Genomic DNA, 22577 nt, shown 5'->3' on the forward strand with positions numbered 1-22577 from the left:
CGATAAAATGTCAGGGTGACTATCCATATATTGTGTTTTCTTCGTCTAAATACGGGGAAAAACTTTCTTTCACAAGGATTTTCCCCATTTTTCTCAGTTCCTGCCTGGCCGCGCGAACGAAATGCTCCATCGCAATCGGCTTTCCGGAGCCTGCGGCCAGGAACGCAGCCGCCAGCGCAATATTCTTAATGTAGCCCCCGGACACCTCCAACCGCGCGGCCAGAAACGCCAAATCGACCTCTTCCGACACCGGGGCCTGCGGGGGAATGTGCACGCGGAATATTCGCTCCCGCTCCTCTGCGTCGGGAAAAGGAAACTTCACGACAAAGCTCATCCTGCGGATCAGCGCCTCGTCCATGTTCTGAAGCAGGTTGGTCGCCAGAATCGATACGCCGTCGTACGCCTCGATTCGCTGCAGCAAGTAGGCAGCCTCCAGGTTGGCGTATTTGTCGTGCGCGTCCTTCACTTCCGTCCGCTTGCCGAACAACGCGTCGCCCTCGTCGAAAAACAAAATCGCGCCGCTGTTTTCCGCCTCCGCGAACAGCTCGCTAAGTCGCTGCTCCGTCTCGCCGATATATTTGCTGACGATTCTCGACAGATCGATCCGATACAGCTCCAGCCCCAACTCTCCGGCGATAATCTCGGCGGCCATCGTTTTGCCTGTGCCGGGAGGGCCGGCGAACAGCAGACTGAGCCCTTTGCCGTACGGCAGCTTGCGGCCGAAGCCCCACCGCTCGTACACCGTCTCGCGGTGCAAATAACGATCGCACGCTTCGCGGATAAGCGAATACGGCTCGTCGGCGAGAATGAGATCGTCCCACGTTCTCGCCGGCATAATCCGGTCGGCCAGCTGTGCCAGCCGATGTCGGAATTGGCCGCGGCATGCCGCCTCAATCTCGCTTCGCTCCGGCAGCCCGCCACCCCGGCCCGACGCCAGCGCCAACGACTGCCTCCAAGCCCCGCCGATCTGGCCGGGGGTAAACCGATACTTGTCCGCTAGCTCCCGCCATATCGTCGGCGCATAGCTGCCTTCGACGTCCATCGCCTCCGCCCGCCAGAACGCCTCGCGGACGAAAGCCGTCGGAACGCCGACTTCGCCGTAAATCCAGCCCGCCCCGTCCGGAACCGGCAGCTCCGAGGGCTGACGCCGAATATGCGACGTCCAGCCGATTAGAGGCTTGTCCGCAAAGCGGAGATAGCGATTCAGCGCCGCTTCCATCGCTTCAAGATGCGGAATTTCCGAGCCTGGGGCCGCGTGCTCCTCCCTGAACACGATGGCGGCTCCGGTCAACACCGCTTCGCGGACGATCCGCCCCAGCGTCGCCTCCGCCCGATCCGCGTCTGCGGGAAGATTGCGAACGCGCACGACAAGCAGCCTCTGCCCTCTCGCCCCGGCCAAATGAACGAAACGCAGCCGCTTGCCCCCTCCCGGCGCACCGGACAGATGAATGAACGGCACAGATCCTTGCGCCGCATCCCCGCCGTCCGCCAAGCCCCGCAGCGACTGCATGGCCGGATCGTCCGGCACAAGCAGCGGCAGAGCCTCGGGTGGCTGCGGCTCATGCGCCTCTGCGATGCCTTCGAGACGAGCGTCCAGCGTCTCCGTACGCAGCAAATAGCTGATCGTCCGCTCGTCCAGCCGCAGCGTCGTCTTCAGCTTCGGCCGGGACATTCCGGCCGCTCCCCCGCCCGACTCGTCCGGTTCCAGCAGCAGACTCCGCAGCGCTCCTGCCCCGCTGAGCCATCTGCCGGCATTGGCCGCCTCTTCTTGCGAATCGCAAAGAAGCCGATAAGCCAAATCCGGCGTCGGCGCTTTGCACGTAATGTCGTCGTTAAAATAGGCGTACCACTTCTCGTATTTCCGGCTCATCTCCGCAGCAAGGCACAGTATGATCAGACGGCGCTCCCAGACGGTCAGGCGAAGCCTTGCGCACAGCAGCGCCAAAGGCAGCTCGACGCCGGCCTTTCCGGAAGCTTCGGCGGATCGAGCGATTTCCCGCTCGCGGATTCGGCGCTCGAGGACATACAGCCGCCATTCCTCCGGCGGAGCGTCCTCGTCGTCCCGCTCCGATTCCATCAACTCCTCCGCCGTCACGACAAGCCCTCTCGGACCGATCGACGGCTGCGCGAACGGATTGCCGCCGCCCAGCTCGAGCAGCAGCAGAAGCCCTGCGTCCAGCCAAGCCAGCTCGGCGCGCAGATGCTCTTGCGCGTTCAGAAACGGTTCAACATTTGCCACTTCCTTATTGCTCCCCCTTCAACCGCTTAGGGCGTGTATGCATACTCCGAGGATAGCAGATTTTGCCGAATTTTCGTTCCATGCAAGGAACTTTTGTGAAGGCGTACCGGGGTACGTCAAGCAAAAGTGACGAAGCAGGGGGCGAAAAGGCGGTGAAAGATGCCCCTGAGCGGGTTGCATACACTCCCTAGCGCCTCATCAGCGTCAGCACCGCAATGTCGTCGGACTGCGGCGCCCCGTCCGCAAACATGAAGACGTGCATAAGCAGCGCATCGATCGTCTCGGCGCTGGACATACCCGACGTCATGCCGAGAAATTCCCGCAGACGATCGGACGAATATTGCTCCTGCGCCGCATTCTCCGCCTCCGTAATTCCGTCCGTATAGAGCAGCAGCCGGTCGCCGGGCTCCAGCGACAGCTTCGCGTCGTGATAGACGGCATCCTCCATCGCCGCGAGCGGCAAGCTTTTTTTCAGCTTCACCGGCTCGATGCTGCCATTGGCGCGCACGACATACGGCGTACAGTGCCCGCCTTCGCTCATAACTAACTCGCCCGTGGAGCAGGTGTACACGCCGCAGACGATGGTCGCGAACACAAGCGGGTTGTCCCGCGCCAGTTCGTCGTTAACCGCCGTCAGCAGCTCGCCGGGCGACTGGCCCGGGCCCATTTTCCCCTTGAGCAGCGTTAGCGTGACCGCCATGAACAGCGCAGCCGGGATGCCCTTGTCCGACACGTCTCCGAGCGCGAAAAACAGATGGTCGTCGTCGATCTTGAAGAAGTTATAGAAATCTCCTCCGACTTCCTTCGCCGACTTAAGCAGCGCGCAGACGTCATACGGCTCGTAGGCCGAAGGCATCGTGCGCGGAAGGAAGCTCATCTGAATCGTGCCCGCCACCTGCAGCTCGCTCTCAAGACGCTCCTTGATCGCCGTCGTCGAACGCAGCTCCGCAAGCGACTCTTCGACCTGTGCGTACAGCCGCGCATTTTCCAGCGCGACCGCCATCGGTCGGGATACCTGTTCGAGCAGCATCCGGTCGCGGACCGTGAACTTGCCGCCCTTTTTGTTGATGACCTGCAGCACGCCCTCGACTTTATTGCGGTTAACGATCGGCACCGTCAGCAGATTGCGAGTTTCGAAACCGGTTTTCTCCGCGACCCGATTGGACCATCTCGGATCGTTCCCCGTATCGTTGACGATCAGACTGTGGCCGCTTTGCGCCACATGTCCGGCGATCCCTTCGCCGGGCTTCAGTCGGATTTCCCGAACCTGCGCCCCCTTCTCCCCTTGGGCAAGCTCAAAAAACAGCTCGTCCGTCTCGGGATCGAGCAGCAGCACGGAAGCCGCTTCGACCGGCAGCACCCGCTTGGCCGTATTCATGATCAGTTCCATCTGCTCGCCGCGTTTCAGCGTCGAGTTCAACTGCATGCTGATCTCCAGCAGCGCTTTCATCCGGCGCAGCCTCATTCGCACCAGCGCGTACACCGCTCCCGCTCCGACCGCCGCTCCGGCAAGCGCGCCGATGCCCGCGGCCACCCATTGTCCATCCATGCGATCACCTATTTTTCGCCGACGCGCGGCTTAAGCTTTTAAACGTTCAAGCGCCTCTTCCGTCGAATCCGCCGTTTCCAGAATGCTCAGAAAGCCTGACATTTCGAACACGTCGCGGACTTGGTCGTTCATGCTCGCGCAGATTAGCCTTCCCTGCAGGCTTCTGACTTTTTTCGCCGCTACCAGTACGACGCGCAGTCCTGCGCTGCTTATGTACTGCATCGCCGAGAAATCGAAAATGAACCGCGTATTGCCCTCCCCGGCCAGAGCCAGAAACGAAGACTCCGCCGTCTGCGCGTGCTGCCCGTCCAGCCGCCCCTCTATGCTCATAATGGCCGCGCCTTCGCGCTGCGTCGTTACGATAATCATCGATAATCTCCTCCCGAATGCTTTGAACTTCCTCTTTCTATAGAAGCTTGCGAAGAATGATCCGGTTGCCCGTCTCCGTGCGCTCGTAGATCATTTCATTCATCAGCCTTCTCACGAAAAAAATGCCGAGTCCGCCGACCGACCTCTGCTCCAGATCCAGCGAAACGTCCGGCTCGCCAAACTCCAGCGGGTTAAACGGGACGCCCCCGTCCTCCAGCCTGACTTCAACCTCGGCCGGGAACGACTGCACAGATAGCGTAATGACATGCCGTCCCCCCTGCGGGAAGCCGTAATTAATCGTATTCGTCAGCAATTCCTCGCAGCTCAGCGTCATGTCGAATTTCAAACGGTCGGGCCAATTGGCGCGCTCGCCGATCTCCTCGAAAAATGCGTGCAGCCGCCCCAGTTCATCCAGCCGATTGTCCAGCCGTATGACCGCCTCTCCGCAGCCGTTCTCATCCTTGTCCGTCATCGCGCCACCTCCGCTCCCATTCGTCGACACCTATCGTAGTTTCCGCTTTATTTATCATAACATATTGATCTGCCATTCTAATGCAATTTTTGACGAAATTCGGAATGATATGAAGATTGTCCTCTAAGCCTGTAATCACTTTTTTAAAATGAGGGGCTGTCCCCTAAGCCAACCAAGTTGCTGGGAATCGATGAACAAGATGAAGGGGATTGTCCTTCTTTGTCTATCAATTATTTCAAACAACTCTGCTTAAGGGACAGCCCCTTCCAAGAGACTCCCGAAATAACATAACGAAGCTATTGGAGCTTTGCACCCCGACTGAATCCAATGCTTGATCCACAGCTATCCCAGTTGTTGGAAAAGCACACCACCCTGCTTAGATTCGGGCTAGAGCAGCAAACGACGGTGCGACGTGGTTGCGGGTTACGGCTCAGGATGCCGTAAAATCAAATCTCTCCGCAAAATGAAACGCAATCTCGTACTGATCCCCCGGACCCGTCAAAAATTTCACATCCAGGTAGGAGCGCTGCTCATCCGCCAGACTGGCTACATAGGGAGAAAAAGTTTTCAGTCGAATTTCGTTGTTGCGCTCGTCGAACTCGAAGAAAGAAGTCCAGCCGTTCCCGCCGGCAATATCCGATTGGTAGTTTGACAGCACCTGCAATACGTCTTTGCCAGCCGTATTCCGCTTGACGTTCAGGCCGGCGCCGCTAATATGACCTCCTATCATCATGAACACTTGGCTGTAATCTTTCACTAGCTCGTTCCAGACCTTTGCGCCCTGCCCGCCTTCCGAGATTACGCAGTCGTCGCTAATCGTCAAAATATCGTGGGAAACGATAACCGTGGGAATCTGTTGATTCGTATCCAGAACCGTTTGCGCCCAGTACCGCTCGTTGGCGTTGCTCGTCTTGTCTCCAACCGAATCCACCGCGAGGAACATGTACTGGTAACTGCCCGCACGGATGATTGAATACGAGCTTAATCCTGAAGGGGACGCCCCCTTAAAGTAAGACTTCCCGGCAAACCTGGGTACCCCGAAAGTGTCGAGATATCCTGTCCCGTTTAGATCGTGGTTCCCCCGAGTTACAACGTATGGCGCATTTGCCCTATCCAAAATTTGAAACGCTCGATTGGCGGACTCCCATTCTTCCGGAGCGCTGGATTGTGTGGAATCGCCCACATTCACCGATATAGCAATGTTGTACGGCTCGTAATGATTGGCGATAAACTCTAATTGCTTCTCTAAAATTTCCGGTTTGGATTGGACGACATACTGGGGATCGGGGATTATTGCGAATGTATAGGTTCCCGGCGCAAACAGCTCCAAATCGTCGTTGGTTCCGTAGTCGACCCTATAAGCAAATTCAGTCTTGAAAAACTCGCTCGGAGCGAGTGCCCGATTCATCACGCGGATTCGTTTTATTTCCCCGAGAAATAAGCTGATAGGCTCAAAATCCCACTCATTAGCGCCAACATTCCATCCCCTATTCGCCTCACCTGCGATTCCGCAGATGGAATCTGCAAGCGAATTACGAATCGATTCCACACCATTGACGAACATTCGGGTTTGGCGGCCATCGTTTACAACGGCTACGTGCGTGTAATCTTCCGATATAGCCCACGCTCGAATCGCGCCCAAGGCATTAGACCAATTGGTCCACAATTCCGGACGATTCGATGGCGTGCTTGCCCATTGAATTTCCCCAACGTTGGAGATGGCTAACAGCGAAAGCGGTTCTTGCTCCACCGAGTTATTCCCAAGACGAGTCAAAATCCCCATCCAATCGTTGATGTCGGGACCTAGTTTAAACTCCGCTTCAATTGTAAAACCGGCCGCAAACTCCTCCAAGTTGATCGGAGCGTCGGCAACGGTTGTCAGATAGTACCCCGTCTTTCTCGCATTGACAAAAGCCAATCCGCCGTTCTCTATAAACGACAACGATTCTGTAATGGGCGAACCGGCGACAGCCATCATCAGATCGTTCCCGTTGCCGCTTGCGTCTTGGATGACCATATTGCCGAATTCGATCGAAGTTCCCTGAGAAACATACCGTTCTGAAAATATCCAATCCGCAACCGTTTCATTTATCCGCATATTTTCCGTTCCTCCCCCAATTTTTCAGATTCAATAGTACGATTGATACGACTGTTCGCCTGCTTCCTCTCAATTCTCTGGTATCGTTTCCAGAATAGGCTCTCTTTCTATTTTAACCTCACCCAGCAAGCTTGCAGCCTCTTTTGATCACCGTTTCCTGTTCTAACCCGACTCAGCAAGCTTGCAGCCTCTTTTGATCGCCGGTTCCTCTTCTAACCTCACTCAGCAAGCTTGCAGCCTCTTTTGATCGCCGTTTCCTCTTCTAACCCCACTCAGCACGCTTGCAGCCTCTTTTAATCGCCGTTTCCTCTTCTAACCTCACTCAGCACGCTTGCAGCCTCTTTTAATCGCCGTTTCCTCTTCTAACCTCACCCAGCAAGCTTGCAGCCTCTTTTGATCGCCGTTTCCTCTTCTAACCTCACTCAGCACGCTTGCGGCCTCGTTTGATCGCTGTTTCCTGTTCTAACCCGACTCAGCACGCTTGCAGATTTCCGGCATTTAGACACCTGTTGTTTATAGCGGAAAATCCGCCTTCATTTCCACAATCGTGCATCACACCGCGCTTTTCCTGACAAATTACCGAAACGATAAGTTACTCAAGACAGGTTAAGTTACCGAGACGGCCGAACGCGCCGGGTCGCCTCCGCTTCAAGGGGGTTGTCCGGCCAATAGTGCTTCGGGTAACGGCCTCTCAAGTCCTTGCGCACCTCGAAATAGCCGTCGCGCCAGAAGCTGGCCAGATCGCGCGTCACCTGAACCGGACGCTGTGCTGGCGAGAGCAGATGGAGCGTCAGCGGCACACGGCCGCCCGCGATGCGGGGCGTCTCCGGCAGGCCGAACAGCTCCTGCAGTCGCACCGCGACGAAAGGTGCGTCCGGGTCGCCATAGTCGATCGGGATGCGCGAGCCGCTCGGCACGGTCCAATGGGTAGGCGCGTCTTCATCCAGCCTCCTACGCCGATCCCACGGCAGCAGCGACTCCAGCAGCTCCTTCATGTTCAGCTTCTGCAGGTCGGAGCGGCTCTTCATCCCTTCGGCATAATCCGGGAGCCAGTCGTCCAGCGTCGCCAGCAGCGCTTCGTCGGACAAATCCGGCCATGTCCCGTCGTGGCGGCGAGCGAACTCCGCCCGCTGCTGGAATTGGCGAGCCATCTTCGTCCACGGCAGCAGCTCCAGCCCTTCCGCGCGCACGCCCGCCAGCAGCGCTTGCAGCCGGAGCTCCTCCGGCAGCTTGCCGAGCGGCTTCTCCTCCAGCACGATCGCGCCCAGCTTCCTGCGCTCGCGGCCGCGCACCGACTTGGCTTCGCCGTCCCAGTACACCTCCGCCTCCACGTCAATCATCTCTGGCGCATGCTGAGCCAGCCGCTCCAACGACACGGATGCGGCCAGACGAATCCGGCTGTCCGCGCCGGCGTCGTCGACGTCGGCGACAACGATCCACGGCTCGCGGGCCAGCGCCTGACCCGGCCCAAACGCCGCGCCCCGGCCGCCACTGAGCAAATATTTGCCGCTGTCCCGCTGCCGTCCGATCCGGTCCGGATAAGCGAACGCCAGCAGCAGGCCGCAATCGTCGCTCCGAACGCCGTCGTCTGACACATAGGGATAACGACGACCAAGCGCATCGCCACGCTCTGTCCGCACATTAACCTGCTCCGACCGCTCATCGCCACGCTCAGCCCGCGTTCCCTCCGAAGCGTCGACGCCCAATTCGCGCCGCAGCCGCCGCGCTTCCTCGCTGAGCCTTCTGCGAGCGCCGTCGTCTGCCGCATAAGGGCCGCGGCCGCGCAGCGCGTCGATTCGCGCCGTCAAATCCGCAGTCGGCGCCTGCCCGCCGGAATACCGCAAAATGTCCCGCTCCCCGAGCACAACCGCAATATCGCAAGCCAAGCCGCCAAGGCCAAGCTGCTTCGCGCGCAGCAGCATATGGGCGACACGGGGATGCTTGCCCAGCTCGGCCATCCGGCGACCGTGCCCTGTCGGTTGGCGGCCGCCCTTATCCAATGCGCCAAGCTGCACAAGCAGCTCGCGCGCCTGCTGCACGGCGGGCGCAGGCGGCGCATCAAGCCAGGCGAGCTCGTTCGGCTCGCCGACGCCCCATACGGCCAGCTCCAGCAGCAGCGAAGCCAGATCGGCCTCCATAATTTCCGGCGCACTGCGCGGAGACAGCGCCGAATGCTGCTCCGCGCTCCACAGCCGATAGCATACGCCCGGCCGCAGCCGACCCGCGCGCCCGCGGCGCTGATCCGCCGAAGCGGCAGACACTGTAACGGTTTCAAGCCTCGCCATGCCCGTTCGCGGCGAAAACCGGGAAACGCGCATCAGGCCGCTGTCGATGACAACCGTAACGCCTTCCACTGTCAAGCTAGTTTCCGCTACCGATGTCGCCAGTACGATTTTCCGCTCCGCTGCCGGAAGCGGAGCCAGCGCCTTGTCCTGCTCCTCCGCAGATAAGCCTCCGTGCAGCGCGAAGACGCGTACATCGTAGGCATACCCTCGCAACTTCTCTCTCAGCTTCGCTTCCGCCGCCCGAATTTCGCCGATTCCCGGCAAAAACACAAGCACGTCTCCCTCATGAGCCCTCAGCGCCTCCAGCGCGAGCCCGGCTACCGCTTCCTCCAGTTCGCTTCCTGCAAGCCGCGGCCGATATACCGTCTCCACCGGGAAGCTCCGTCCCTCGCTGCGCACGACCGAGGCTCCTCCGAGCAGACCGGCCACCGGCTCCGCTTCCAGCGTCGCGCTCATGACGAGCAGCTTGAGATCGTCCCGCAGCAGCGCCTGAGCCTCCAAAGTAAGCGCAAGCCCCAAATCCGCCTGCAGGCTCCGTTCATGGAACTCGTCAAAGATAACAAGGCCGACCCCTTCCAGAGCGGGATCGGCCTGCAGCATACGAGTTAACACGCCTTCCGTCACAACCTCGATGCGAGTGCGGACGCCGACTTTCGTATCCATCTTCACGCGGTAGCCGACCGTCTCTCCCACCTGCTCTCCCAGCTCGCGGGCCATGAACGCCGCCGAGCTGCGCGCAGCCAGTCTGCGCGGCTCGAGCATGACGATTTTGCGGCCTTCCAGCCAGCCATCCTCCAGCAGGGCAAGCGGCACGCGGGTTGTCTTGCCCGCCCCGGGAGCGGCGATCAGAACCGCGCTGCCGCCGATGGACAGCGCCTGTTTCACATCCGGCAGAACCGAGTCTATAGGTAAAGGCGAATTGAATATCACGCCGGTAATTCCCTTCCGCTCAATCGCGAGGCTGAATTTCATTTGGGGGATAGCGCTAACGTTCCGCCCCTCCTGCGAACAGCTTACCATTTTCCCCGGCGCTAGGAAACTTGCTTTCGAACTTTTACCCTCTCCCTCCTCGATTGCTTCAAACTCTTACCCTCAGCTTCTCGATTGCTTCAAACTCTTGCTCTCAGCCTCCTCGCTTGCTTCAAACTTTTACTCTCGGCCGCCTCGCTTCAAGCTCCTATTTCTTCGCCAAATATTTGCGGATATCGAAAGCGACCGCAGCGACGATAATCAGCCCTTTAATGATGAGCTGCCAGTACGGATTCACGCCGATAAAGGTCAGTCCGTAATTGATGACGCCGAAAATCATCACGCCGACCATCACACCGGGCACCGTCCCGACGCCGCCTGTCGTCGATACCCCGCCGACAACGCACGCCGCGATCGCATCCAGTTCGTACATATTGCCGTAGTTGTTCGAGGCTCCGCCCGACTTGGCCGCTTCCAGCACGCCGGCCAATCCGTACAGCGCCCCGGCGATGCTATAGATCCACAGCAAGTTGCGGCTGACATTAATGCCCGACACGTGCGCCGCTTGCACGTTGCCTCCGATGGCGTACATATTTTTGCCAAGCCGCGTTTTGTTGAAGATCACCCAACAGACGATGGCGACGACAATGGCGATAATGACGAGGTACGGCAAATTAAACGAGCCGATCTCGATCGTGCCCGAGCCCCACTTCGTAAATTCCGGCCGCAAGCCGCCGATCGGCTGCGAGCTGTTCGGAGGCATATCGAAATAGAGCGAATTGATCCCGAGTACGGCGACCATCGTGCCCAACGTCGTAATAAACGGGGGAACGTGCAGCTTGGAGACAATCAGTCCGTTGATCAACCCGACGAGAAGACCGGCGGCAATGGCGAGCAGAACGGGGATGATTACAGGAAGCGTGTCGAGCTCCGGGAAAAATTTGCGCGGATAATCCGCCAGCTGCACCATCGAAGCCGAGACGACGGCGGACAAGCCGACGACGCGACCCGCGGACAAGTCCACCCCGCCCGTGATCAGCACGAAAGCGGCGCCGAGCGCGATAATCGCTTTAGTCGAGTTTTGATGCAAAATATTGGTCAGCGTGCTTAACGATAAAAAGGACGGATCGGACAGCGTAATGCCGATAATGAGCACGGCCAGCACGATGTAAATCGCGTAATCCGTCACAAATGCTTTCGTCCGTTGAATGGAAATGTTCATGAGGTATCCTCCGATCAAGCCGTATGTTGGGCGGCAAGCTTCATGATTTCTTCTTCCGTGGCGGTGTTGCCGTCCAGAATTCCGGTCAGTCGGCCCTCGCTCATCACCATAATGCGATCGGACATGCCGAGCAGCTCGGGCATTTCGGAAGAGATCATCACGATGCTTTTGCCTTGGGCGGCCAGCTCCGCGATGATGGTGTAAATTTCGAACTTCGCGCCGACGTCTATGCCGCGCGTCGGTTCGTCCAGCAGAAGAATGTCCGGCTCGGTCAGCAGCCATCTGGCGAGCAGCACCTTCTGTTGATTGCCTCCGGATAGATAGCGGATTTGCGTTTTTGCCGAAGGCGTTTTCACACGCAGCCGCTCGATGCTGTCGTCCGTATCCTTGCGCCTCCTGCTCTCCTCGAGCAGCAGATAAGACGTCTGATATCGTTTTTGATTGGCGATTACCGTATTCTCCAGCACGGATAATACGGGGAAAATTCCGGTTACCCGGCGTTCCTCGGTCAGCAAAGCCATCTTGTGACGGATCGCATCGACGGGCCTGCGGATGCGAATCGGCTTGCCGTGCAGCTTCATCGTGCCGGACGCCAGCGAGCGAATGCCGTACAGCGCCTCGATCAGCTCCGTTCGCTGCGCGCCGACCAGCCCGCCGACGCCCAGAATCTCGCCCCGGCGAAGCTCGAAGCTGACGTCGCGGAACGACTTAGGGAACGAGGAAGTAAAGCCGTCGACCTGCAGTACCACTTCCCCCGGAACGTTGCTGCGCTCCGGATAGCGCTGGGTTAAATCCCGGCCGACCATACGGGAAATAATCAGATCGGTCGTCAGCTCATTCGCGTCCCAGGTGCCGATTTTTTTGCCGTCGCGCATAATCGTCACTTCGTCGGAAATGCGCAAAATCTCTTCCATTTTGTGCGAAATATAAATAATGGCGACGCCGCGCTGCTTCAGCTCCGCGATAATGCGGAACAGATGCTCGACCTCGTTCCCCGTCAAGGAGGACGTCGGTTCGTCCATGACGATGATCTTGGCGTTGTGGGACACCGCTTTGGCGATTTCGAGCGATTGAATCTTCGACACCGACAGCTTGCCCGTAATCGTCTCGGGGTCGATATCCATATCCAGCTCCTTGAACAGCTTCTCGGTATCGCGGCGCATCCGCTTGCCGTCCACGAAATAAAACGGCCAGAACCCTCGCAAAGGAAAGCGGCCCAGCCAAATATTTTCCATCACGCTCCGATACGGAACCGGGTGAAGCTCCTGATGAATCATCGAGATTCCGCTTTGCAGCGCCGCCTTCGAGTCCGGCAGATGCAGCTTCTCCCCGTTCATCCGAATCTCCCCGGCATCCGGCGCGTATATGCCGAACAGGCATTTCATCAGCGTCGATTTACCGGCTCCATTCTCGCCCATCAGCGCGTGCACGGTGCCTGCGCGGATATGCAGCGTCACGTCGTCGAGCGCCTGAACGCCCGGAAAAGCCTTCGAAATTCCGTTCATCTCCAACAAATTAATCTTCTCTGCCACAGTCGCTATCAAAGCACGCACCTCCTGATTGCCGCCGGACCAAGCCAAAACACCTTGGCGTCCTCTAGACGCAGTATCGCGTTCGAAAGAGGATCTGATCGTTCCTGCGATTAGGCCGTTCGCCACTCGCCAGCTTTTAGCTGGAATTTCGTTCAAAACTCATCCCGCTTTGTTAAATTGAGCTCACTTTGTACGATTCATCGTACAAATCTATTAACTCGACCTTTCTAGCGCCGTTTTTGTACGATAAACCGCATAAAGTTGAACGCATCAACTGACAGAATCGCGGTGTTTGCACGATCAGTGTCTGCACGATCGGTGTCTGCACGATTTATCTCTTATGCGAACAAGGGCGGGGATGCGGCGCAAGGCTTGCCCGCTCCCCGCCCTATTCCCCTTACTTGGCGTCGTCCATATTGTCCTTCGTGATTTTCTTGTAAGGCACCCATACGTACTTGCCGTCCGTAATGTCGTAGCCGGAATTATCCTTGGAAGGGGTCTCGCCTTTGGCGAGCGCGACGGCCAGATTAAGCGTCGCGGCTCCCTGGTTCTTCGCGTCGTTAAGCACGGTGCCGAGCAGCGTTCCGTCGGACAGCGCCTGCAGCGCCGGAGCCGTGGCGTCTACGCCGACGACCGGAAGGAATTTGTCGTCCTTGAAATAGCCGGCCGCCTTCAACGCTTCGATCGCGCCCAGCGCCATATCGTCGTTGTTCGCAAGCACGGCCTCGATCTTGTCTCCGTGCGCGGACAGGAACGTCGCCATTTTGTCCTGCGCCTTGACGCGGTCCCACATCGCCGTATCCTCGGCCAGCTTCTCGACCTTGATGCCGGCGTCTTCGATCGCCTGGATCGAGAACTTCGTCCGCAGCTCCGCGTCCTGATGTCCCGGCTCGCCCTTCAGCATAATGTATTGCAGTACGCCGTCCTTGTTTTTGTCCATTTCCGGATGCGCCTTCCAATAGTCGACGAGCAGCTCGCCTTCCATCGTACCGGACTGCTCGGCCTTCGCGCCGACGTAGTATACTTTATCCCATTTCTTCATGTCGTCCGCCAGCGGCTCGCGGTTGAAGAAGACGACCGGGATGTTCGCTTTCTGCGCCTTCTCGATAATGACTCCCGCCGCCGTACGGTCTACGGGGTTGATCGCCATCGCGTTGTACTTCTTGGAAACAAACAGATCCACTTTATCGTTCTGAGTAGGCTGGGAGTTCTGGCTGTCAACGATGTCAACCTTGGCTTTGCCGGAAGCGGCGCTCTCGATCGCGTTGCGAACGCCGGTCATGAACGTATCGTCGAATTTGTAGATGGCGACCCCGATCGTGCTTTCACCGCCGCTGCTCTTGCCTCCCGAAGACGAGCCGTCGCCGTTGTTCGAGCTGCAGCCTGCGGTCACCGCCGTCAGCATCGCTCCCGCAACGAGAACAGTAAGTGCTTTTTTCTTCATCCTGCTATTGACCTCCTCGAATCTGTTTGTTTGCTTACAGCTCGATTATGTCCGATCCCAACGGAAATTCGAATTCAAAATCCTCCTCATTTCTATCGAAATCCTCATGTCTCTTCGCTATTGCACGAACGGAAACAGCATCTTCTGATTGTCCGACCAAAACATATTTTCTGCGTCGATCACTTTCGTTCCGGTGTCGATTCTAGCGGCAACCTTCTGCCGATCGATCGCCTCGACGACGGTTTTGACGCCCAAGTAGCCCATGCTGAACGGGTTTTGAATGACGGTCGCCTGAATGACCCCCTCCTGCAGCCATTCCAGCTCCTCGGGCGTATTATCGAAGGCGACGAGCCTGACCAGGCCGTCCTTGCCCAATTTCTGCAGCTGCTCCGCCGCTCCGATGGAAGCCGCCGAATTGAGCGCGAGAATTCCGTCGATATGCCCGTACTTGCGCAGAATGTCGATGGTGGCTTGGCCGCAGCTTGCAGCCGACGAATCGCAATAGACCGTCTCCAGCACCTGCATGTCCGGCGAATCCGCCCATTCGTCCCGGATGCCCCGCTCCCGCCTCTCGGCATTGCGCGAGCCCTTCAAGAAGTTCAAAATAACGAACCGGCCTTTGTCCTTGGTCAGCTCCTGCATCTTCTGCGCCGCCTTGCGACCCGCTTCGTAGTTGTCGATGCCGATGAAGCTGGTCACCTTGGGCGAATCCACCTCGGATTCGATCGTGACGACGGGGACGCCCAGCTTATCCGCCTTGGCGACCGAGTCCGCCAATTGAACGAAATCGTTGGCGGCAAGGACAAGCCCTTCCGTCCCGTACACCAAATATTTGTTCACCAGCTCGACTTGCGTCTCCGTATCGATCTCATTCGTCGGACCGTCGAAAACAAGCTTGACGTTAAATTCCTTCGCCGCCGCTTCCGCGCCCATTTTCACCGTATTCCAAAACTCTCCGTCTTTGTTTTTGACGATCAGCGCGATGTTCCGCTGCTCCCTCGGAACGGTGCGAATATCCTCGCCCCAGCCGCATGCGGAGAGCAGCAGCGCAAAGATGCTCGCGGTCGCGACCGCAACCGCTATTCTCCTCATTATTCCTCCCCTTCCCCGATCCTGCTTGGCGGTAACGACAACGGCAGCAGCCGCTTTTCCCCTCATTATTTCGGTCCCTCCTGCCGGCACGGCAGCCTGACGGTAACGGTCGTGCCCTCCTCGCGCTCGCTCTCTATATGCAAACCGTACTCTTCGCCGTAATTCAGCCGTATTCGTTCGTGTACGTTCCTCAATCCGATGCCCGTGCCCTCGTCGTTGCCAAGGCTTGTTTCGGTCAGCAACGTTTTCAGCTTAGCGGGAGGAATGCCGATTCCGTTGTCCTCGACCCGCAGCATCAGCTTTCCTTCCTCGATGCCTGCGCGGATACGGATCAAGCCTTGGTCCACGCTCGGTTCTATGCCGTGGTAAATCGCGTTTTCGACGAGCGGCTGCAAAACAAGCTTAAGCGTCCTGCACTGCAACGCCGCCTCCTCCGCGTCGATCTCGAACTCGAATTTATTTTTGTAGCGCATTTTCTGGATAATCAAATAATGGCGAATATGCTCAAGCTCGTCGGCAACCGGGATAAAACGCTCCCCCCTGGACAGGCTGATCCGGAAAAACCTCGACAACGAGGTGATCATCGTGATGACGTCCTCGTTTTTGCCCGTGCCGGCCATCCGAACGACCGAATTCAGCGTGTTGTACAGAAAGTGCGGATGAATTTGCGATTGCAGCACTTCAAGCTCGCTTTTGCGCTTCGCCTCCTGCTCGTAAATATTTTGGTTCATCAGCTCGCGAATGCGGTTCACCATCAGATTGAAGCGTCGGGACAGCCGTCCGACCTCGTCGTCGCGGCGAATCGGAATATGGATGTCGAAGTTTCCCCGCTCCACCAGTTGCATCGATTTCTCCAGGCGCTTGATCGGCTGGGAGATTTTGGCCGACATATAGAGAGTAATCAACAGCACGAAAGCAAGAACGGCAAGCAGCAGCCAGAAGAGGAACGTATTGATCTCCTTCTGCGTAGTCACGATCTCGTCCATGTAGGACACGCCGACGATTTTCCAACCGACGTTGCTGACCGTCTGAATCGTGATAAGCCTGTCCACTCCGGTAGAGTCGTCGAAATAGCTTCCGTACGTATATTTGAGCGCCTGCTCCACGTTCTCGTACTTCAGCCCCGCATAAATGAGCTGCTGCTGCGGGTGGTAGATGATGTTGCCGGCCGAATCGTCAATGATGTAGGCGTATCCTTTCTGCCCGAGCTTCACGCTGCGGGACAGATCGTCGATCATCTTGAAGTTCACGTCGACGAGCAGCACTGCGTTCATCTCTTCCCCATTGGCTAGAGGCAGCTTGATTCCTTTGCTCATCGACACGACCCATTTATAACTGCTCTTAAAAAGATTCTGGACATGCGGGATGGAAAAGCTGAGATGATTCGGATTCTCGACGGCGGAACGAAACCAGCTCTGGGAAGTCAGATGCGTATTCCCGCGCATGTCCGCCGCGGGGAGAGACGTGATCCGTTGGCCCGATTCCGTGAACAAACCGATCGTCACCAGGTCTTCCCGCGTCCGGAAAATCGTGTTCATGCGCTCGGTCAGCGCCTTGTCCGGCAATTCGCCGGCCGCCTTGATCTCGTACTCGACGGAGGAGAATACGACCGTCATGCTGCGAATGTAATATTCCAGGTTGGACGCTACCTGATAGATGACCTGCTGGTTGCTCAGGAAGGCGTTGTTCTCTGCGGTGCGATTGAATTTGTTGTAGAGAACGATGCTGACAAGCACAACGACGAGCACGGTCATCGCCGTGAATGAAGCCATGATCAGAAATTGGATGCTCTTGAAGCGGAAAAGCCGCGGCGGGAAGGGCCTCATAACGGCTCCCCCCTTCCGCGGCTTCGGTAGTCCTTGGGGGACAAACCGACGTATTTCTTAAAGCTGAAGCTAAAATAATTCGGGTCCGCGTAGCCGACCGCTTCGGCAATTTCGAACGTCTTGAGCTCACTCGTCAGCAGCATTTCCTTGGCCGTCTCCATGCGCAAATGCAGCAGATAGTTAACATAGGTCGATTTGGTCTCCCGTTTGAAGACGCTGCTGAAATAGCCTGGGCTAATGTGAAGCTGGGCGCACACTTTGGCAATGGACAGATCGTCGTCCGCGTAATGGGCTTTCGTGTATTGGATCGCCTGCTCGACGAGCGAGTGATAGGTGCTTTGGCGCTCGCTGGCAATGCGGCTCATCATGGCGGCGCAAGTGGCGATGACCCACGCTTTCGCTTCCCCCAGGCCGGCAAATTGGGTAATCTCCTTCACCCAATCGCCGGACGCGGCGCGTTCGCCGGCCGGTCCGAGCGCAGATTCCTGGAACGTCCGCCGCATCGGCTCCTGCGACACCTTCAGCATCGCCGTGACGATCTGCAGCAGAAAAATTTGCGCGTCGCGGAAGGAGCAGGACGATTCGGCCGCGATCAGCGGCGCGAACAGACCGTCGACGATCGCTTCCATCTCCTCCGCGGTACCGACCTTTAAGCAGCGCAGGAAGGCCTGCTCCTGCAGCTCGTCGAAGCGAATGGGAGCGACGGTGCGGCCCTCGACGTCCTCGATGGCGATAATGCGGTTGTTGCCCAGCAAAATGCGATAATCCAGCGCGGCCTGAGCGTCCGCATAGGCGTATTTGACATCGGTCAGACTGGACGTCACTGCACCGGTTCCGATCGTGACCGTTCTTCTAATATACTTTTCTACATTGTGGCGAATTTCTTCGAGCAAGGCGGCTGTGCCGACGCGTACGGCTTCGGGATCGGACTGCTGGCTGATCTCGATCAGCACGACGCCGTTGCTGTGCTGGAACACGTAGCCTCTCCCGCCGTGGGCGGAGACGATCTCCTCGGCAATATTGCGTACGGCAAAGCTCTGAAGCTCGAAGTCGAACCGAAGCCGACTCGGGCTGCGTTCGGCGCCGCCGGATTCGCCCTCCGGAGTCGGACCGTCGAGCTGTATGACGGAGACTGCGTAGTGACGGCCTTCCAGCGACATTCCGTAATGCTCCGTTTTCTCGCGAATATCGTGCGGAGCAAGCTGACGGGTAATGAGCGATACGAGGAACAGTTCCGTCAGAACGGGAATGCTGCGACGGTAATGCTCCTGCAAAGAATCGAGATTGGCTTTCTCCGCCAGCTCCGCATCGAGATTTCCCTTTACTTTGCGCAGTGCCTGCAATAAATCCCCCGCGGAAAAAGGCTTTAGCACGAATTCCTCGATATTCAGGTGGATCGCTTTGCGTGCATATTCGAACTCGTCGTATCCGGTCAGAATAATGATCTTCGTCGACGGGTATGCGGAGCGGATACGTTCGGCAAGCTGAAGACCGTCCATAAACGGCATCCGAATGTCGGTCACGACGACATCGGGCGCCGACTTCTCGACCAGTTCCAGCGCTTCGCGCCCGTTTTCGGCCACGCCGATCACCGCGTAGCCGTTCGTCTCCCAGTCGATTTCGCCGAGCACGCCCTCCCGCACATCCGCCTCGTCGTCTACCAATATCAATTTATACATCGTTCCGTTATTCCTCTCCGCCAGACGCCTCCGGAGAGGTCAGCACGATTTTTCCGTCGGCCAGCTCAAGTTTGACTTTATTCGAATCCTTAACCCCGATCGACTCCAGATAAGCGGCCGGAACCTGCAAGCGGCCCGCTTTGTCGAGGATCGCGAATTCGACGTGCGAATCCTCCTCCGATTGGGCGATGCCCAGCTCCAGCTCGGCCAGCTCTTCGGCGTAGGATTTGCGTCGCAGCATTTCCGAGGAAATTTTGCCGTCGCGAATCGCGACGACGCGGTCGACCTTCTTCGCCAGCAGCGGGTCGTGCGTGACGATGACGACGGTAATGCCGATCGTTCTGTTCAGCTCCCGGAACAGATCGAGAATCTGGTCGGCCATCTTCGAATCGACCGAACCGGTCGGCTCGTCGGCCAGCAGCAGCTTCGGGTGATTGGCCAGCGCGATGGCGATCGCCACGCGCTGCTGTTCTCCTCCGGACAGCTGATGCAGCTTGTTGTTTTTGCGATGGGTCAGACCGACCGCTTCGAGCAGCTCCAGCGCGCGAAGCCGCTTGCGCCTGCCTCTGAGCAAAATCGGCAGCTCCACGTTCTCAAGCGCCGTCAAATAAGGAATCAAATTACGCGCGTTATTCTGCCAGACGAAGCCGACGCTCTCCCGCTTGTAGCGGACCAGATCCCGCTCGCCCATCTTCAGCATGTTTTTGCCGTCGATCTCCAGCTTGCCGGCCGTCGGCCGATCCAATCCGCCGAGCATATTCATCAGCGTCGATTTGCCGCTGCCGCTGTTGCCGATAATCGCCATCAGCTCGCCGGCTTCGATCTGCAGGTCCAATCCCTGCAAAGCGAATACCTCGAGATCGGCCGCCTTGTAAATTTTGACCAAGCCCTCGCAAGTAATCATCGCCTAATCCTCCCCCAGCTTCAGCGCTTGATGAACACGAATGCGGGAGAGCATATAAGACAAAATGCCGAGTCCCAGAGCCAGCATAAAGGCTACGACGGAATACAAGCGCACGAAATCGATCGCTTCGAAAATAACCTTAAACGGAGGAACGAGGCTGCCCGGATTAAACGCGATCTGGAAGTTCGGCACGAACAGCCGACTGGCCAAGTTGCCGATCAGAACGCCTATAAGCACGGCCGCGCCGGACGTAAGCAGCTGCTCCATCGCCAGCATGCCGATCAGCTTCCGCAGCGACACCCCGATCGCGCGCATGATACCGTTTTGCAGCGTTCGCCCTTTTAACGACAAAATCCAATACAGCAAAAATCCGACGAAGCTGACGGCGATCGAAATCATAAAGCCGAGCGTCAATATTCCGTTCAGCGCCAGCAGGAACGGATCGCTCTTCACCTTCGCCAATTCTTCTCTCGCATTCACGATCGACGTAAGCGGAATCTTCTGTTCCTGAAAGCTTTCATACAGCTCCTGCGACCCCGCTCCCGGCTTCAGCTTCAGCCAGACCTGGTAGGGCTCGAGCGCAAGCTGGAACTGAATCCGGTTCAAATTGCCGACGACGAGCATCGGAGGCGCGTTCAGCTTCCCGCCCGCGGAGGTCGCGGTGCCCAGCGGCGGGTTGGGGTTAAAGGTCGGAAAATAATCGATAATGGCGAACACGACAAACGGCTGATAATCGACATTCTCCCAGCCGATGCTGATTGTGTCGCCTACCTTGACCGACCGCTGTTCGGCCAGCGTCTTGGAGATCAGCACGCCCCGCGGGTCTGCCGCGATCAAATTTAAATAGTCGTAAAGCGGGTAATTCAGCAAGTGGTCGGGAAACCAAGCCGTTCGTCCGAAATCGTCCGTGTCGATGCCGAGCAGCGTTATCGTTCCCAGCTTGCTGTCCGCCGAGAAGGAGGCGTCCTTCTTTACAAACACTTTGGCCGCATCCTCTACGCCGGTCAAATTCCGAAACGGCTCGAAGCTCGGCTCCAGATAATGAACGGGCGCACTCGCCTTCGCGGCCTCTGCCGGATCCGGCGGCCCGAACCCCGGCGGAGCCGGCGGCGGCTTGTCGTTCGGCCATTGGGACTGCAGGACGACGTCCGCGCCGATCGCGTAGCGGGTGCGCTCCTCCATATTGATGTTGATCGTTCGCGCGGCTCCCGCGCTGAACACCCCGATCGCGATCGTCATGATCAGGAAAATCATCAAAAACTGATATTGTCCGCTCGACCGACCGACTTGAATCAACGAAGCGTACAGGGACGGCGACCACCATTTGCGTCCGGCCCAGTAGATCAGTTTCAGCATGAGCGGATACAATCTTAGAATAAGCAGCCCCGCGCCGACGACGAACAGGGCGGGCATGACGAATTGCAGCGGATCGAGTCTCAGATCGTCCTCGCCTAGTCCGAGGCTTTGCAGAGCTTTAAGTCTGTTGCGAAAAGAATACAGTCCGTAAAACGCGGTCGCAAGCGCCAGCACGTCCAGAAACGTCTTGTGCCAGAACGGCGTCTTCTGCATTCTCGCCAGCTGCTGCTTATGGCCGACGATCGACACCCGGGTCGCAAGCAGCACCGGCACGAGCATCATCAGGAACGAAGCGCCGGCCGCTATTCCTCCGTACAGATAGGCCTGCTCGTTGATGCGAACCGTCATGCTGCTGCGCTGCACGAACTCCAGAAAACCGTTGGACGCGCCCAGCACCTTCGTCAGCCACATGCCGAGGAACGGGCCGATCAGCCATGCCGCCGCGCAGAGCAGCAGAACCTCGATCGCGAACGAAGCGACGACCTGCCATCTTGCCGCGCCGCGGCTGCGCAGAACGGCGATCTCGTTCTTCTGGCGGTCGATGATGAGATTGGACACCATGAACATATAGAACCCGAGCATAATCAACACGGGAACGTTCAAGGACCACATCAGCTTGCCGAGCTGCTTGGACCGCTCGAAATATTTCTCGATGACGGGGATGCTCGGAGCGGTAAATTCGGCCTGAAAAACGGGAACCTTCTTCTTCGCCTCGTCCCGGATCGCCTTGTCGGTAGCCAGAAAATCGTTGACGTTGCGCAATCCCATCTTCGTGTAATCCAACAGAACGTACCATCCCGACGCAGCGACCGGAATCGTCCCGCCCCGAATGAACTCGTTCTCGAACAGCCCGTCGTCGACGACGAACGAGGCGCCCAGATCGCTCAGGCTCGCATTGCGAAAATACGGATCGTCGTCCTCCTTTTTCGTTAACATGCCGACCGGTTTGATTTTGACCGTTCCCTGGATGCTGTTGTCCTTGAGCGTCAATACCTGATCCAGCACGATCCCGAACCGGATCAGCGCCTGCTCCGTCAGCATCACTTCGTAGACGCCGTTCACGGGCTTATCGGCGGGAAGCCGGCCGTCCAGCAGCTTAATATGCGCGTCGAGATCGCTGTATGCGCGAATCGCGGCCGTAGGCGCATTTTTCTTGTCGGGATCGTACTCCGTGTAGACTCGAAACGACTTGGTACGCAGTTCCTGCACGATCTCCTTGACCGGAACGCCGAAGCTCGGGCCGGCTTCCTGCTTGATGTACCGATCCATCGCATCGATCGTCGACGTCCGTTTCCCCGCGTCTTCGTTGCCAAAGCTGATCAGCGACCAGTGCTGTCCCGGATACAGATTTCTTTCTTTCTGGAACGTCTCCAAATCTTTGACCAGCATGCGGCTCAATATCGCTTCCGAATAGATCGGCATCGTGCCGACGAGCGCTACGGTCATAAGGATGCCGAAAAACAAGCTTAAGACGAGCCATTTATTGTTGATCATTTTACGGATGATCATGATGAAGAGCGCCAAATCGTTACCTCCTTGCA

Annotated in this window: 14 protein-coding genes; all 14 read right to left on the bottom strand. The window is 57.7% G+C overall.

The window, feature by feature from the left end:
- Positions 1–19: 19 nt before the first annotated feature.
- The gene (locus DFP98_RS15190; RefSeq protein WP_116061460.1) at positions 20–2239 is read right to left on the bottom strand and encodes an ATP-binding protein; all 2220 of its coding nucleotides are present in this window, start codon (positions 2237–2239) and stop codon (positions 20–22) included.
- Positions 2240–2426: 187 nt separating this feature from the next.
- Positions 2427–3788 (bottom strand): PP2C family protein-serine/threonine phosphatase, encoded by a 1362-nt coding sequence (locus tag DFP98_RS15195; RefSeq protein WP_116061461.1) that lies wholly within the window; start codon positions 3786–3788, stop codon positions 2427–2429.
- A gap of 30 nt (positions 3789–3818) precedes the next feature.
- Complete coding sequence (locus DFP98_RS15200) at positions 3819–4157, bottom strand: STAS domain-containing protein (protein WP_116061462.1); 339 nt, start codon at positions 4155–4157, stop codon at positions 3819–3821.
- Between the two features lie 37 nt (positions 4158–4194).
- Positions 4195–4629 (bottom strand): ATP-binding protein, encoded by a 435-nt coding sequence (locus tag DFP98_RS15205; protein ID WP_116061463.1) that lies wholly within the window; start codon positions 4627–4629, stop codon positions 4195–4197.
- Positions 4630–5059: 430 nt separating this feature from the next.
- Positions 5060–6727 carry a LamG-like jellyroll fold domain-containing protein gene (locus DFP98_RS15210; protein WP_116061464.1) on the bottom strand — a complete coding sequence of 556 codons (1668 nt, stop codon included), beginning with the start codon at positions 6725–6727 and terminating at the stop codon, positions 5060–5062.
- A gap of 611 nt (positions 6728–7338) precedes the next feature.
- Entirely contained in the window at positions 7339–9942 is a 2604-nt protein-coding gene (gene hrpB / locus DFP98_RS15215) for an ATP-dependent helicase HrpB (protein WP_246016549.1), read from the bottom strand.
- Between the two features lie 247 nt (positions 9943–10189).
- Positions 10190–11203 carry a galactose/methyl galactoside ABC transporter permease MglC gene (gene mglC / locus DFP98_RS15220; protein WP_116061466.1) on the bottom strand — a complete coding sequence of 338 codons (1014 nt, stop codon included), beginning with the start codon at positions 11201–11203 and terminating at the stop codon, positions 10190–10192.
- 14 nt (positions 11204–11217) lie between these two features.
- The gene (locus DFP98_RS15225; protein ID WP_116061580.1) at positions 11218–12708 is read right to left on the bottom strand and encodes a sugar ABC transporter ATP-binding protein; all 1491 of its coding nucleotides are present in this window, start codon (positions 12706–12708) and stop codon (positions 11218–11220) included.
- Between the two features lie 424 nt (positions 12709–13132).
- Positions 13133–14179 (bottom strand): galactose ABC transporter substrate-binding protein, encoded by a 1047-nt coding sequence (locus tag DFP98_RS15230; protein WP_116061467.1) that lies wholly within the window; start codon positions 14177–14179, stop codon positions 13133–13135.
- 117 nt (positions 14180–14296) lie between these two features.
- The gene (locus tag DFP98_RS15235) at positions 14297–15337 is read right to left on the bottom strand and encodes a substrate-binding domain-containing protein (protein ID WP_116061468.1); all 1041 of its coding nucleotides are present in this window, start codon (positions 15335–15337) and stop codon (positions 14297–14299) included.
- Positions 15337–17097 (bottom strand): sensor histidine kinase, encoded by a 1761-nt coding sequence (locus DFP98_RS15240; protein ID WP_116061469.1) that lies wholly within the window; start codon positions 17095–17097, stop codon positions 15337–15339. The genes DFP98_RS15235 and DFP98_RS15240 overlap by 1 nt, the downstream gene beginning before the upstream one ends.
- Positions 17094–18776, bottom strand: coding sequence for a response regulator (locus tag DFP98_RS15245; protein ID WP_116061470.1), 1683 nt, complete (start codon positions 18774–18776; stop codon positions 17094–17096). The genes DFP98_RS15240 and DFP98_RS15245 overlap by 4 nt, the downstream gene beginning before the upstream one ends.
- Positions 18777–18783: 7 nt before the next feature.
- Positions 18784–19680, bottom strand: coding sequence for an ABC transporter ATP-binding protein (locus DFP98_RS15250; RefSeq protein WP_116061471.1), 897 nt, complete (start codon positions 19678–19680; stop codon positions 18784–18786).
- A 3-nt stretch (positions 19681–19683) separates the two neighbouring features.
- A complete protein-coding gene (locus DFP98_RS15255; protein ID WP_116061472.1) occupies positions 19684–22560 on the bottom strand; it encodes an ABC transporter permease in 2877 nt (958 codons plus the stop codon).
- Positions 22561–22577 lie beyond the last annotated feature (17 nt).

Origin of the sequence: Cohnella phaseoli (assembly GCF_003386235.1) — a bacterium.
In the GTDB taxonomy this organism is placed as follows: Bacteria; Bacillota; Bacilli; order Paenibacillales; family Paenibacillaceae; genus Cohnella; species Cohnella phaseoli.

Coding starts and splice junctions, on each gene's coding strand:
- DFP98_RS15195 (WP_116061461.1), bottom strand. CDS start 3,788: ATGGATGGACAATGGGTGGCCGCGGGCATCGGCGCGCTTGCCGGAGCG.
- DFP98_RS15200 (WP_116061462.1), bottom strand. CDS start 4,157: ATGATTATCGTAACGACGCAGCGCGAAGGCGCGGCCATTATGAGCATA.
- DFP98_RS15205 (WP_116061463.1), bottom strand. CDS start 4,629: ATGACGGACAAGGATGAGAACGGCTGCGGAGAGGCGGTCATACGGCTG.
- DFP98_RS15210 (WP_116061464.1), bottom strand. CDS start 6,727: ATGCGGATAAATGAAACGGTTGCGGATTGGATATTTTCAGAACGGTAT.
- mglC (WP_116061466.1), bottom strand. CDS start 11,203: ATGAACATTTCCATTCAACGGACGAAAGCATTTGTGACGGATTACGCG.
- DFP98_RS15225 (WP_116061580.1), bottom strand. CDS start 12,708: ATGAACGGAATTTCGAAGGCTTTTCCGGGCGTTCAGGCGCTCGACGAC.
- DFP98_RS15230 (WP_116061467.1), bottom strand. CDS start 14,179: ATGAAGAAAAAAGCACTTACTGTTCTCGTTGCGGGAGCGATGCTGACG.
- DFP98_RS15235 (WP_116061468.1), bottom strand. CDS start 15,337: ATGAGGGGAAAAGCGGCTGCTGCCGTTGTCGTTACCGCCAAGCAGGAT.
- DFP98_RS15240 (WP_116061469.1), bottom strand. CDS start 17,097: ATGAGGCCCTTCCCGCCGCGGCTTTTCCGCTTCAAGAGCATCCAATTT.
- DFP98_RS15245 (WP_116061470.1), bottom strand. CDS start 18,776: ATGTATAAATTGATATTGGTAGACGACGAGGCGGATGTGCGGGAGGGC.
- DFP98_RS15250 (WP_116061471.1), bottom strand. CDS start 19,680: ATGATTACTTGCGAGGGCTTGGTCAAAATTTACAAGGCGGCCGATCTC.